Annotated in this window: 9 protein-coding genes; 4 read left to right on the forward strand and 5 right to left on the reverse strand. The window is 35.4% G+C overall.

Features of this window, described 5'->3' with window-relative positions; genetic code table 11:
* Positions 1–75 precede the first annotated feature (75 nt).
* A complete protein-coding gene (locus tag J8L70_RS10695) occupies positions 76–2,952 on the reverse strand; it encodes an insulinase family protein (protein ID WP_211055574.1) in 2,877 nt (958 codons plus the stop codon).
* A gap of 313 nt (positions 2,953–3,265) precedes the next feature.
* Entirely contained in the window at positions 3,266–4,015 is a 750-nt protein-coding gene (locus tag J8L70_RS10700) for a peptidylprolyl isomerase (RefSeq protein ID WP_211055575.1), read from the reverse strand.
* A gap of 246 nt (positions 4,016–4,261) precedes the next feature.
* Here J8L70_RS10700 and ushA point away from each other — a divergent pair, with 246 nt between their 5' ends.
* Positions 4,262–5,881: a bifunctional UDP-sugar hydrolase/5'-nucleotidase UshA gene (gene ushA / locus J8L70_RS10705; RefSeq protein WP_211055576.1), complete on the forward strand. Its 1,620-nt coding sequence runs from the start codon at positions 4,262–4,264 to the stop codon at positions 5,879–5,881.
* A gap of 62 nt (positions 5,882–5,943) precedes the next feature.
* Here ushA and J8L70_RS10710 read toward each other — a convergent pair whose 3' ends face one another.
* Positions 5,944–6,879 (reverse strand): hypothetical protein, encoded by a 936-nt coding sequence (locus J8L70_RS10710; RefSeq protein ID WP_211055577.1) that lies wholly within the window; start codon positions 6,877–6,879, stop codon positions 5,944–5,946.
* Positions 6,872–7,714, reverse strand: coding sequence for a hypothetical protein (locus J8L70_RS10715; protein WP_348772156.1), 843 nt, complete (start codon positions 7,712–7,714; stop codon positions 6,872–6,874). Before J8L70_RS10715 ends, J8L70_RS10710 begins: the two co-directional genes overlap by 8 nt.
* A gap of 276 nt (positions 7,715–7,990) precedes the next feature.
* On the opposite strand from J8L70_RS10715, the gene J8L70_RS10720 reads away from it, so the two are divergent.
* The 3 genes from J8L70_RS10720 (at position 7,991) to J8L70_RS10730 (ending at position 12,751) form a co-directional block, all read left to right on the forward strand.
* Positions 7,991–8,824 (forward strand): S1/P1 nuclease, encoded by an 834-nt coding sequence (locus tag J8L70_RS10720; protein ID WP_247664789.1) that lies wholly within the window; start codon positions 7,991–7,993, stop codon positions 8,822–8,824.
* A gap of 331 nt (positions 8,825–9,155) precedes the next feature.
* On the forward strand, positions 9,156–12,272 hold the full coding sequence (locus J8L70_RS10725) for a TonB-dependent receptor (protein WP_211055579.1): 3,117 nt from the start codon (positions 9,156–9,158) through the stop codon (positions 12,270–12,272).
* A 170-nt stretch (positions 12,273–12,442) separates the two neighbouring features.
* Complete coding sequence (locus J8L70_RS10730; protein ID WP_211055580.1) at positions 12,443–12,751, forward strand: VF530 family protein; 309 nt, start codon at positions 12,443–12,445, stop codon at positions 12,749–12,751.
* A gap of 51 nt (positions 12,752–12,802) precedes the next feature.
* Here J8L70_RS10730 and J8L70_RS10735 read toward each other — a convergent pair whose 3' ends face one another.
* Positions 12,803–14,422: a diacylglycerol kinase family protein gene (locus J8L70_RS10735; RefSeq protein WP_211055581.1), complete on the reverse strand. Its 1,620-nt coding sequence runs from the start codon at positions 14,420–14,422 to the stop codon at positions 12,803–12,805.
* Positions 14,423–14,569 lie beyond the last annotated feature (147 nt).

Genomic DNA, 14,569 nt, shown 5'->3' on the forward strand with positions numbered 1-14,569 from the left:
TGAGTACGATACAGTCTTCTTAGAAATAAAAAACCCGGTAATGTATACCGGGTTTTTTATTACTTACACTATGTCTTAGTTTTGTACTTTAATGCCTTGATAGTAAGCCTCTAATGTATTTACTTTCGTTTGGTTCGGTAAGTCTGCAAACTCAGTCTCTACAAACTTTGTACCTCTCAACTGCACATTTAAACGTGCTGCCTGTGGGTTTAATAATGTTTGTTTATAATAGCCTTTAATATCAGCTAACGTGACTTTTTCAACTTCTGCGATCAATTTATCCTTAGAGTCAAAGCTGAAATTTTCACGATACCAATCTGTTAATAATGGGCTCATTTCATCATTTAAGTTTTTCGGCTGCTCTTTAAGCGATACAAGCGTTGCATTTTTCAATTGATTAAACGTGTCTTCATTCATGTTTTCAAGTTCAATTGCATATTGCGCTTTAAATTTATCAAAGCGAGTTTGTATTTCTTTCGGTCCTTTTACTGGTGTTTGAATATACAAACCAAAAGCTGAATACGCTTCTATTGAAGTAGCAAATCCACCGACAGCATATGCAAGTTGCTCTTCTGTTCTTAATTTATCAAACGCAACGGTTCTAAAGTGACTTTGAAGTATTGCCCCTTGTGCTCTTTGCTTATAGCCGGCAATGGGATGCACAGCAATATCAACAACGGCAACATCGGCAACATCGATATCTTTTTGTAGTACGATGTTTTCACCTGGCTGTGGCAACCATGCTTTACTGCGATAAAATTCAGTTTGTTTATGATTACTAGGCAAAATAGCCGTGATCTCATTCGCTAAAGAATTAATGTCTTGCTCAGAGTAGTTACCAAAACTAAAAACTCGCAAATTATTATTAGCAAACGTCGCTGTTTGTAATTTTGCTAGGTCAGTCAGCGTTAACTTTTGCGCAACCGAAATTAAAGCATCGGTATCGAAGCTGCCGTTTCGCGTTAATTTTGAAAATTGAGAAAATGCTTGGGCATAAGGGAATTGCTTTTGCTGATTACGTAAATCACGGACATATCTATCTATCGCTTGATCAAACGCTTGCTCGCTAGCAGTTAACTTAAGTGCAGCCAATCCCTGTTTTAACAATACATCTTGCTTATCGGTAAAGCCATTCATTGATAAAATTAAGCCATTACTTGGCGTAAGATTAATACCCATACCGGCTATAGCAGCTTCGGTGCTTAATTGACTTTGTTGAATGTTATATAAATCAGCCCATATCGTATAAAGTACGTGTGCCTTTATGTCGGTTAAACCCGCCTGTGTATTGATGTAAACTTCGGTTGAACCTTTTGGTTGCTGAGCAAATTGCTGACTTGCTTGATGCCAAATTTTAATGCCGTTTTTATCATAAGCAAGTTTAGGGTAAGATTGTTTTTCGAGCGATAACGTTTTGATCTCAAAGCTCTCTGGCAATAAATTATTAACACTCGGTAATGCTAATTCAAATTGACTCGGTTGTTTCCAAGAGGCAATTTCTTGCTCACTAATATCTTCAATTTTGTATTTACCATCGTAAAAGTGAAGTGTTGAATCGGTTTCTTCTTGCTTAGAGACATACCACACACGCAGTGTTTTTTCGTTTAATTGCTCAAGTACATTATTGATAGCATCTGCATCAAATTTTGCATAATAATAAGGTGCATTAATAGCATGATTAACGGGATAGTTTTGCATACTTTCAGTTAACGCACTGACGTAACTAAACTCATCACCCTTTTCTAAAAATTGAAATTGGTTATTTAACGATGTTCTAATTTCGTTAAAGTATTTACTATCAACACCCTTCTCTTTAATTAAATCAATATATTGCATAATAACTGCAACAATTTGTTCGCGATTTTTCATCCCTTCATCGGTAAGCTCTATGCTTACATTTAGTTCGCCGTAATTACCATATTGATTGGGCGACGCGTTTGCCGTTAATTGTGCTACCCAGCCTTTATCACGTAAAATTTGTGCTGGGCTACCTGGCATTTCATTACTAAGCAAGTAAGCGACAAAACGATTTGGTTTTACAGCAAAGTCTTCAATATTATTTTTAATAGAAAAATCAAGTTGTAATTGTTTTACATCTTCGTTTGGTGCGTAATGAACTCGCTTCCCACCAACCTGTGAAAGGTCTAACTCGGCTGTTACTTGTGGTTTTTCGATATGTTTATTTTCTATATCGGCAAAGTACGTTTTAGCTTTTTTCTCCATTTCGGCCAAGGGTAAGTTAGAAATTAATGCGACTTTCATTATATTTGCAGAGTAATATTTATTATAAAAATCAACTGTTTCTTTGTGTAGCGAGCTACCTTCTTTATCACCAAGGGTTTCTAGGTTACCAATTAAAAAACGATTAGCAGGATGTTCACCCATCATTTGACGTGCTAACTTAAACTGACCGAAAAAGTCCATTTCGCGTCGCATTGACCATTCGGCATTAACGGCATTTTTTTCTTTATCTGTATATTCTGGGTACAATTTTGGCGATTTAAAGAAATCCGAAAAACGGTCTAACCCTTCGTCAAATGCATCATTGTTTATCTTAAACATGTATTTGGTTATACCTAACCATGTAGAAGCATTGTGAGCCCCCCCATTTTTAGTCATAAAATCAGAGTAACCTTTTGTATCAGGGTAACGCTCTGTGCCTAAAAACAACATGTGTTCTAAATAATGTGCCATACCTTGTTGCGACATTGGGTCGTTTAATAAACCAACACCGACACTGAGCGCTGCCGCAGACTTTTCTACACTGGGGTCCGAAACCAAAATCACGTCAATGTCGTTGGCCAACTTTAAAGTTTTGTATTCACGCGTATCGTTTGGGCTAACGACTAATGAATCAGCCAATAAAGGAGTGTGTGAGGTCATTTGAGATGTGGTTGAACAACCACTTAAAACGGCTAACGCAACAGCGCTAATACTAATTATTTTTTTCATATGTATATCCATTGATATGATAATTAAACTAAATAAGCTTAAAGCTAAACTAACATTTTTAAATCATTGCTAGCCAGTAGTAATCATATTTTATGTAACACATTGTAAACTTGATAATTAGTAATCGAGTGCTGATGTACTAACACTTTATCGTTTGGTTAAAGTAATAAATCAATAGAGAGGTACATTATTAAGTGATAATAACGTGGCAGTCGCACTTGGTAATTAAAGTGTATAAGCTCTATTTTTTCTATAAACACCGTTTATGCCATTTATAAAAGATAAATAAGAGCTTAACAATTAAAGCAATAAATTAAGCACGTTTACGTCGTAAATGCACAAGTATAAAAGCTGGTAGCAACCATATAAAAGCACCACCTGAACTCTCGCTAGTAGATGGTGTTAATGTTGTTACTGTTTCTTGTTCAATTAATGTATTAGAGACTGGAGATAAATTTACCGATGAATTTGGGTCATCATCTAGCACACTCACATTATATATAGTCACTAAGTTGGCGCTGGTTACCACCGATGAAAACTCACTACACTGATCTTCATTAATATTTACCACAGGTATTGAGTCGCAATGTACTAATGATTCAATACTATCAAGGGTTGCTTGGCTACTTTGCTCAATTTGACCAAACACCGTAAAACCGCCATTTTGTAAGTCTAAGTTAGCGCTGTTATCGGCTAAATTAAAAAACCATTGATTGGTTGCACTATTTTCATCTCCCGATAACTTTGCCATTGCAATAGTCCCAGCGACATTTGATAAAACCGGCTCGTTTTGAATCGGAGCATTACTCATAACAGCATCAAAATCATCAGAGTAGGTAAAACCACCGCCTTGGATAATAAAACCATTTACAGAGCGGTGAATAACAGTGTCATTATAAGTGTCTGATTCAATATAATTTAAAAAGTTAGCAACGGTGATAGGCGTTTGCTCATCAAATAAATTAACTTTTATTATTCCGTGACTGGTATTCATCTCAACAACTGTTGCTAGCGAACTAAAACTTAATAAGAATAACACTGCACATACCAATATTTTTTTCATTTTTTTACTCTTTGTTATATTTCTTATTATTATTTAGGATAACAGACAAATGTACAATCACTAAAACCACTCCTTTAAACATAGAAACACATACACCTAGTTTACATTGCATTTACAATGTATTTTTATTCCTCAAAAAATGTGTATTAAATGACTTAAAATAGGTAAAAAGCTATTTTTTAAGTTTGAAAGTGGTTTAATATAACTCCCTTATAGGTTTTGTTAACGTTTAATTTAGGTAACTGTATGCGAATAATTTTTTTAGTCTTCATTTTAGTCAATGTATTGGGCTGTACTTCTCCTACATCAACCACAGCCAAGGTTCAATATTTAACGGTATTACATACAAACGATAATCATGGTCGATTTTGGCATAATGACGAAGGTGAGTATGGTATGGCGGCTCGAAAAACGCTTATTGATCGATTAAGAGCACAAGCAAAAGAGCAAGGTCATAGTGTTTTACTTCTTTCTGGTGGCGATATAAACACGGGGATTCCTGAGTCTGATTTACAACAAGCAGAACCCGACTTTAAAGGTATGTCATTAATAGGATACGATGCAATGGCATTAGGAAACCATGAATTTGACAACCCTATCAGTGTTTTAAAAAAGCAGCAGCAATGGGCTAATTTCCCGCTGTTATCGGCAAATATTTTTGATAAAGAAACCGGTGAACATGCTTTTGAAAGTTACAAAATTTTCAATAAAAACGGGTTAAAAATAGCCGTTATCGGTTTAACCACAACAGACACCGCAAAAATTGGTAACCCACAATACATCGGGCATTTAGAGTTTAGAGATCCGGTTACAGTAACAGCTAAATTAGCAAATGAAATAAAAACGAAATACAACCCTGATATCACAATTGCGGTTACTCACATGGGGCATTATGTAGACGCAAAACCAGGTATTAATGCGCCGGGTGATGTCACGCTTGCTCGTTCTCTTAAAGCAAATACACTTGATATGATTATTGGTGGACATTCTCAAGAGCCAGTATGTATGGCAGGAAAGAATATCAATGATGATAATTTCAAACCAGGCCTTGCATGTAAACCAGATCAACAAAATGGTACCTGGATCATGCAAGCGCATGAGTGGGGAAAATATGTTGGTAAAGCCGAATTTAAATTAGAAAATGGCACACTGACATTACTTGATTATAAATTAATGCCTGTAAACTTATATGTAGATAAACTACAAGCTGATGGCTCTACAAAGCGAGAACTTGCTAACGAGTACATAACACCAGATGAAAAAGTACAAACCTTCTTAAAAGTGTACCAAGATAAAGGCGCTAAACAAATCGCAGGATCTATTGGTATCCTCAAAGGAGATTTGCAAGGTGACAGAAATAAAGTTAGGTACCAGCAAACAAACTTAGCACGCGTTATTATCCAAGCACAAATGGATGCAGTAAATGCCGATTTTGGTATTATTAGTGGCGGCGGTATTCGTAGTTCAATCAAAGCAGGTGAAGTAAGCTATAAAGATATTTTAAAGGTACACCCATTTAAAAATCGCATTACTTACATCGATTGGAGTGGTTCGGATTTATGGGATTACTTAAATATAGTTACACGTTTCCCTGCAGATGCAGGCGCGTATTTACAGTATCACAAACTTTCATTCGACCTAGAAAATAATACACTGTCGAACGTTAAAATAAATGGCCAACCATTTGATAAAAATAAAACATACCGTATGAGTATTAACAGCTACAATGCATCGGGTGGTGATGGTTACCCTGCGTTAACTGATAAACCACATTTTGTAAGTACAAATCATACCGATGTTGAAGCGCTTAAAGCATTCTTTATAAAGCATAACCCTGTTTATGCTAATGATTATGCTCCAAAATAAAATAACAGATCGGCTAATAAATTTTTAATAGCCGTTCACTTTTAGGAAAGTAAGTAAATCGCTTACTTTCCTTTTACCCTAATTTGTCCTTGTATCAGATTATTTAAAGCGTAACTATGTACCCGCGAACGAGAACCTTCTCCAGCTGCTTTAGGTGGGTAATAAATTTCTTTATATTCAGGTGTTGCAGCAAGTACTTCATCAAGCGCTGCTCGGATTTCGCTTAACGTTTTATCAAGACTGTTATTGAAGTTAGGACGTTTTCTAATCGTATGCCCAAGTTCTGTTAAACGGTAAAAGTATTTGTTTGCTAATTTAATTAGATCCTCTGGTACATCTTTATTTTGATTGAGTATAACGTCATTATTCATTATACAATAATCAGCCAATGCTAAATAAAAACACAACGGTTTGTTTGCTAAGCCAACGTGTAAATTATCAACATAATTACTACTTAGCGTTTTAGTCTGTAAATCGATACATAATTTGAAATCAGCTAGTTCGTTATTTTTGGCTACATTGATTTTATATTTTTTTGATTGTTCGATAATTTTTTTTCGCCAATAACTCATTATTAATGCAACAAAAGCAAATAAAATCATAAAGGCAATATCTACCTTCCTTACAAAAGGTATATTTTTAGACAACGTAATATAAGTCACTTGGTTAGGCGAATTTAATTGTCTAATAAGCTGATTTGTTTCATCCGTGTTTGCAATGGTTGGTTTTGAAGAAATGTTTACAACAGAAATATATTGCTGGGATAAATGCTGATTTAATTTTTCTATGTACAAACTAACTGCAGCCTGATCGCCTGAATAATGCAAAAATTCATTAGGGAGTTCTAATAATGGTAAATCTAATGCAATTTGCTTTTCTAATTCGGTGATTTTTATCCCTATATCATGGCGTAAAGATAGCTGCGATGAAGTAAAATAAATGAGAGTTAATACAACAAATATTAATAGTGCATTTAATGTAATAAAATGCTTAGTCATTGTGTACTTCCCCTAAAAATTCAGCACCCTGCTCGTTACATTGCCAGTACGTTTGAACGTTTTGATAATAATGTAAAGGTTGCTCTTTTGACATGGCCTGTATATTTTTTTGCACTGCACACAGTAAATCAATGTTGTTTTGTTGCATCTTCAAATACCACCGAGTCCCTGTAACTTGCCTATTAATTGGAGTTATATAATTTTTAGAAAACAGCGCATTGTCGCTATCTTTCCAATATGACGAAATTATATCTACCTCTCCATTTGCAAGTAACGTGCGCAGCTCATCATGCGAGCTAGCATAAGTGATATTGAGTTCATCAGCCGAAAAGCCCAATTTTTTAAACGTTTGTTTAGGAAGTATATGGCCTGAGCGACTTGTAGGGTAATCAAGTAAGCCTATTTTTTTACCCAATAAGTATTGTTTGTTAATTTGTGGCTTTTCTTTTGCCGATATAAAAAAAGCTGTGTAATCGGCAAAGCCCGCCACTGGTTGATAGTTATAAGTAAACTCAGCAGTAAAAGCATCCATAATGTTGTTTTTTGCCATAATTAAATCTGCTATTCCTTTGCCAATAAACTCAACACTATCAGCAGGTTTATATCCCCAATAGCCCACCACTTTGCCAAACTGACGAGCAACAGTTGCATCTTCACATAACTTAAGGCTTAAAGAATTAGCATCTTGTTTTGATGGGGTAAATATAATCAGTTGGTCTTTATTCCCTTTGGCCGAGGTTAAACATTGCATCGAAGTGTTTATAAGAACAGGAAACGCTAAAGGCTTTTGCTCTGTACTAACTCCCCCCAAAATCCAGGTGACTATTAACAGTATGCAAAAGCAAATAACATAGCTTATATTTCGATTTATATAATTTTTAAGATTCAAGAAACTATCACCTAGTAAAACACCCACCTATTTCAACAACTTTAATTACTTATTGCAATAAGTAATTTTACCCATAACAACTAAGAGACTGATATTACTGAACTTTAAATAATACACAGTGAATTTTAATAAATCCTTCCTATTTGTTTAATATATGAGGACAATTGACCTATAGATTTTATAAAATTAATGTCAGCTTAAGGATTAACCTTGATGCGCAATATGATTTACATTGCACTAACAGTATGTTTAATTTCATGTACCTTCGTATCACTAAAAGTGAGCGCATGGGGTCAAAATGGTCATCGTATTGTGGGAGAAATTGCACAATCACATTTAACAGACACAACCAAGGCTGCTTTAGTTCCTTATTTAAATGGTGCTAGTTTAGCGCAAATATCCACATGGCCTGATGAAATGCGCTCTGCCCCGGGGCAATTTTGGCAAAAAGAATCTTCTCGCTGGCACTATATAAATACCTTACCGAATACCCCTTTTAAGTTAGATCACTCCCATACCGAATCTAAAGAATCTGTTACCAATATTTTAGAAGGTATCTATTTCACTTCTAATACTTTAAGTGATTCAAAAACAACAGTAGATGAAAAACAATTTAGCTTACGATTTTTAGTCCATCTAGTCGGTGATAGCCATCAGCCTTTTCATGCAGGGCGAAGCGCTGATAGAGGCGGTAATAGTATAAAAGTAAACTTTTTCAAAGAGTCGACAAATTTACATCGATTATGGGATACAACCTTAATTGAAAATCAAAATCTATCTTTTACTGAGTTTGCAGCTTTTATAAACACAACAGATGCACAAGAAATTGCTAATTATTTAAATAGTAAACCTGAAACGTGGTTAGAAGAATCTCGTGATTTATCGAGTGCATTATATAAGTCGACCTCTGAAGATATTAGTTATGAATATATTTATGAAAATACTCCAATAGTAAAAAAGCGACTAAAACAAGCTGGGGTTAGACTTGCAGGAATATTAAACGCTATTTTTGATCCACAATCAGTGCCGCTTAAAGATGCATTAGCTTTAAAATAATATTGCTATTTATCTGTGTATTAAAAAACACACCGGCATTGTAATAATTAATTAAATAATGACGAGAACTGTGAATTTTTCACATTACTGTCATATAAAAAAAGTAAAATTAAAATTAATTAAAAGAAACTGTATATAAATATAAATTAATGAATGATTTTTAAACACAATCGTTTATTATAAATATATTGCAATTGTATTTTATTTGTAACAAATGAATGGGTACAATAGTAATCAAGGGTTAGCCACAATAAATATCTATCTGTTTATTGCGATTAATTCTTAAATATAAAAATATAAAAATTTAATATTAACTACACGGGAAATATAGATGAAAACTCAACTTCGCAAAACAGCCCTATCACTTGCTATCGCAGCATGTGTTGGTGTAAGTGGTGCAGCCCTAGCAAATGAAACAACATCTGCTATTAAAGGTCAAATTAAAGGACCAAATGGCAATGCAGCAGCGGGTACAAAAATTACAATTTTACACGTACCATCTGGTTCAGTTAAAACAACTGAAACTAACGACGCGGGTTACTTTACTGCTAAAAACCTTCGTGTTGGTGGTCCATATAAAGTAATTGTTGATTCAGATGTATATGCTGATCAAGAATTCAATAACATTATCCTTAACATCGGTAACGATTACCCTGTTAATACAACACTTGAGCCAATTTCAAACATTGAACAAATTGTTGTTACGGGTGCACCTATCAGTTCAATGTCTGGTGGTACGGGTCCTGCGTCAACGTTTACGCTGACTGACCTTGAAAACCAACCAGCTATCAACCGTGATTTAAAAGACGTTATCCGTATTGACCCGCGTATCTCAATTGATAGCAGCAATGCAATCAACTGTGGTGGTGGTAACCCTCGTTATAACAGCTTAACGCTTGATGGCGTTCGTATGAACGATAACTTCGGCCTTAGTTCAAATGGTTACCCAACAATTAATGCACCTTTTTCTTTCGATTCGATCGAACAAGTTTCAGCTGAATTAGCACCATTTGATGTTCAATACGGTGGTTTCACTTCGTGTAATATCAACGCAGTTACAAAAACTGGTGGTAACGAAATTCACGGTGGTGTTTTCTACGATTACACAAATGATTCAATGGTTGGTGATTCAGTTGAAGGTAACGATTACGATGCTGGCGACTTCAGTGAAAAACGTTACGGTTTTAACGTAGGTCTACCACTAATTAAAGACAAATTATTCTTGTTTACTTCATATGAGAAAGTTGAAGGTGTTGTACAGTATGATTACAGTGGTTTAACAGGCGGTAGTGTAACAGCTGAAGATATTTCAAATGTACAATCGATTGCCCAGTCTGTATACGGTTACGATGCTGGCGATATGCCATCAAGTGCACCTGTTGAAGATGAAAAAATCTTAATTAAATTAGATTGGAACATCAACGAAGATCACCGTGCAAACATCATTTATAACTACAATGATGCGTTTACTATTTCTCAATCAGATGCCTACAGCAATACTGTTTCTTTAAGTAATCACTTTTATAAAACAGGTGCTGAGTTCACTTCTGTAATTGCTTCACTTTACTCAGATTGGTCTGATGATTTTTCTACTGAAGTACGTATTGGTAAATCAAAAATAGACCAAACAGTGCAATCATTAGATGCAGCTAGTAGCTTTGGTGAAATGCAAATTAGAACCGAAAGTGGCGGTACTATTTACATTGGTCCAGATGATTCTCGTCAATCAAATGATTTAGACTACGATACTACAACAGCTAAATTTGCTGGTACTTACTACCTAGATCAACATACTATCACTGCAGGTTACGAGTTTGAAGAACTAGAAATCTTCAACCAATTCGTACAGCACACTGAAGGTGAGTGGCGCTTTAATTCAGTTGAAGACTTCGAAAACGGTATTGCTTCAGCTATTTACTACAACAATGCGGCAGGTACAAACGATCCAACTGATGCAGCGGCAAGCTTCTCTTACGCTCAGCATACTTTTTATGTTCAGGATGAGTACTCTTTCACTGATTTAGACGCAAATATTACATTTGGTCTACGTTACGACAGATACACAAGCGATGATACGCCTAACCTAAACCAAAACTTCACTAATCGTTATGGCTTTAGCAACCAAAGTACGTTTGATGGCATAGACTTACTTCAACCACGTATTGGTTTCCAATGGTATGCTAATGACGAATTAGAAGTACGTGCTGGTCTTGGTTTATTCTCTGGTGGTAACCCAAATGTTTGGCTATCTAACTCATACTCTAACGACGGTATTACAAACATTTCTGCAAACCAATTCGGTTCTATCGACTTATTTGCTCTTGAAAATGTAAATGGCGGTACTCCAGGTTATGAGGTTCCTCAATCACAATACGATGCAGTTGCAAACACTGTAATTGGTTCAGGTGATTCAACAGTAAATGCGGTAGACCCAGACTTTGAAATTCCTTCAGAGTGGAAATACTCTATTGGTGCTACATACACAACTGAAGATGAGTACGTAATTTCATTAGATTACTTATACTCTAAAAAGAAAAACGCTGCTGTAATGCAAGATCTTGCTTTACAAGATACGGGTGAAACTACATTTGATGGACGTCCAATCTACGAATCAATCGAAGGTCGTGCAAATGAGTATTTACTTACTAACGTATCTGGAGACAGTGGCCAATCATCAGTACTATCTGCTGCAGTAAGCAAGCAATGGGATAATGGTGTTAGTGTAAGTTTTGCTTATGCATATACTGATTCTGATGATGTTAGCCCAATGACTAGCTCTGTTGCTGGTTCTAACTACGGTAACCTAGCAGTAACTGATCCAGGTAACCCAGGTGTTGCTTCATCTGATTACGAAATCCCACATCGTTTAACATTAACGCTTGGTTACTCTAATGAGTTTGTTGATGGTTACGCAACTCGCTTTAACTTATTCAGTGAAGCATACAAAGGCTTACCGTACAGCTACACGTTTGACGGAAGCGATGATGTATGGGGCGATAACAACTGGAACGGTGATCGCCAATTACTTTACGTACCACTAGAAAACGATCCTAACGTTGTTTACGACATGACAGCTGATGAATTAAACGCATTTAATGAGTTTATTGCTGAAAATGGTTTAGAACGTGGCGAGATCACGGGCCGTAATGAAGAAAACGCTGACTGGGTTGTTAAAGTTGACTTTAAAGTAACTCAAGAACTTCCTGGCTTTATGGATGGACATAAAGGTGAAGCATTCTTCGTTATCGAAAACCTAACTAACATGCTAAATGATGATTGGGGCGTAGTTAAAGAAGGTAGCTTTGTTGGTAACCCTATGGTTAGCACAAGCCTTGATGACCAAGGTCGTTATGTTTACTCTGGTTTTAACGCAAGCAATGCGGGTACTGCTACAGTAAATAGCGCGTCTGTATGGACAATGCGCGTTGGTGTTAAATACACTTTCTAATTTAATTAACTAAATTAGTTTATAAAAGCCCATGTATTACATGGGCTTTTTTTATGTACAAACTACTTATTAAATTGTTTGTTGATACTTTCATTCATAACAAACTCACCCCATAGCTCAATAACGACTTTTACGTTATAATGCACGTAGTCTAACTAAGTAGCTATATCATGGATAATCAACCTAAAAACCCACTTCATGGGGTCACATTAGAACAAATATTGGTAGAATTAGAACAGCGTTTAGGCTTTAAAGCCATGGCTGAGCAAGTTAATATTAAATGCTTTAAAGATTCACCGAGTATTAAATCTAGTTTAAAGTTTTTACGTAAAACGCCGTGGGCGCGTGATAAAGTAGAAGCACTCTATTTACATACCCTCGCGAATAAGCCATTGCGTAAAGCAAAAACCCAGCCCTCTCGTAACCAATCAGCAGAAGCAGCTAACGCAGGGTTTGTTTGGCCATCGATTAAAAAATAAAGACAATTAAAGGAGCTAATTTAGCTCCTTTTTTATGCTAATAAACGTAATTTATTGCTCTTTACAAATTACATTTAATGAGGCTGGCTCAATACGAATTGTGAGTTTATCAGCTGATTTTATTTCTCCATCGATCACATAGCTAAATGTTTCTAAAGCACTAACTTCAATATACTTAGCATTTGTGTGATGTGAGTTTATTGCCAATTGAGTTTGTGTTGTACTACTTAATATAAGTTCTGCAATACTTAACATATTGGTTGATGTTTGTTGATTTGGATTTAACCAATTTATATCAAGTAATCCATCCTGATGGTTGGGTTGTCCACCTCCTTGAGCAAACAAAGTCGTAAAAGGGGCTGCATTTGCGATTACAAAACTATTTGTATTGATAACTTGGGGGGCATTATCATCTATTTTTACAGTTAATGAATGCACTTTATTTTCTGCTAACGCATTAAAAAATCCACTGAGGTAGGCCAATTGGCCAAATTGGTTTTTTGCTTCTCTACTGGCTTTTTCAATCATTGATTGCTCAAACCCTATTCCAGTTAATAGCAACATCAAATCATCATTACAATAAGCAGTATCAATTGTTCGAGATTGGCCATCAATAATAAGATCACAGGCTATATCAACTGGAATTAACTTCGATGATACCCCCATTAATACATGTGCAAGTGCATTGGCAGTACCAAAAGGAATAATCCCTAACTTACATGGGCTTTTTATAACAACACTTGCAACTTCTGCTACAGTGCCATCACCACCGCAGGCAATGATAATATCAGGTGATTTTAATTTTGCTTTTTTCGCTAATAATGTCGCGTTTATTTTATCTGTCGTAGTTAATATATCTAATTCATAATATGCAGATAAGCGTGCAATAATTCGCTGCTTATTGTCGTCCCACATTTTCGTTCCCGATACAGGATTCACTATCAAAACGGCTTTGTTTTTAATCCGTAGCTTACCTTCATCATAATACTTTTTTAATTTACGTAATTGGTGTTTATTTAAATTAGCGGTTTCGCGTGTTTCTTTAATTTTAGCCAATACCTGATACACATCAGTATTACTTTGTTTACTTAGCAGATAAGCTGCCATAATAAACACCGATCTACCCCGCCCTAGCGCACAATGAACAACCACTTTTCTATTTTTTTTTAAATGATTATCTATCCAATTAATTGCTTGGTTAAGTTGTGAATTTGTCGGTACGCGGTGATCTAATACGGGTATGTTTAAATAATCGATATTTTGTTGCGCCGATGTCCACTCAAGTCCATCAAACTCACAGGTAACGTCTAAAACAGCGGTCACATTATTTTCTTTAAGCTCATCAATATCAGAAGGAAAAAGCCGACAAGCCAAAAATAGTTTTTCATCTATTTGTTGTATTGCAGGCACTTTGTCATTTTTTCTAGCCCATGCATTATAAAGCTGTGCTCCCAATAAAAAGGGGATAAACAACCAACGTATGTAAAATGGAATAACGCCGTTTTCCCGCTTTCTAAAAATTTTAGAAAGGTTAAATATATACGCTGCACTGACCAATAATAACGATGCTGCACTCCAATAAAAAACCAAAGAAAAATGAAGTGCGTTAACATTTAAGCCAATAATGATAAATAAAATTGCTAATATTGAATAACTGATCGCTGCGTACATATTTCTTCCTTTCATATATATTTTTTAATTTGTAAAATTAAAAAATAAACAAACCCACATCTATTATTGTCAGTACAATAATAATTATTACTTATCAACTGCAAATATCGCACCGAAAAACCACCGTGGAAATAAATGTAATCTATT

The organism is Pseudoalteromonas sp. MMG010, assembly GCF_018100905.1.
Taxonomy (GTDB): domain Bacteria; phylum Pseudomonadota; class Gammaproteobacteria; order Enterobacterales; family Alteromonadaceae; genus Pseudoalteromonas.

What these genes read in the sequence shown, in the direction of transcription:
- J8L70_RS10695 (WP_211055574.1), bottom strand. Translation starts at nt 2,952, where the DNA reads ATGAAAAAAATAATTAGTATTAGCGCTGTTGCGTTAGCCGTTTTAAGT.
- J8L70_RS10700 (WP_211055575.1), bottom strand. Translation starts at nt 4,015, where the DNA reads ATGAAAAAAATATTGGTATGTGCAGTGTTATTCTTATTAAGTTTTAGT.
- ushA (WP_211055576.1), top strand. Translation starts at nt 4,262, where the DNA reads ATGCGAATAATTTTTTTAGTCTTCATTTTAGTCAATGTATTGGGCTGT.
- J8L70_RS10710 (WP_211055577.1), bottom strand. Translation starts at nt 6,879, where the DNA reads ATGACTAAGCATTTTATTACATTAAATGCACTATTAATATTTGTTGTA.
- J8L70_RS10720 (WP_247664789.1), top strand. Translation starts at nt 7,991, where the DNA reads ATGATTTACATTGCACTAACAGTATGTTTAATTTCATGTACCTTCGTA.
- J8L70_RS10725 (WP_211055579.1), top strand. Translation starts at nt 9,156, where the DNA reads ATGAAAACTCAACTTCGCAAAACAGCCCTATCACTTGCTATCGCAGCA.
- J8L70_RS10730 (WP_211055580.1), top strand. Translation starts at nt 12,443, where the DNA reads ATGGATAATCAACCTAAAAACCCACTTCATGGGGTCACATTAGAACAA.
- J8L70_RS10735 (WP_211055581.1), bottom strand. Translation starts at nt 14,422, where the DNA reads ATGTACGCAGCGATCAGTTATTCAATATTAGCAATTTTATTTATCATT.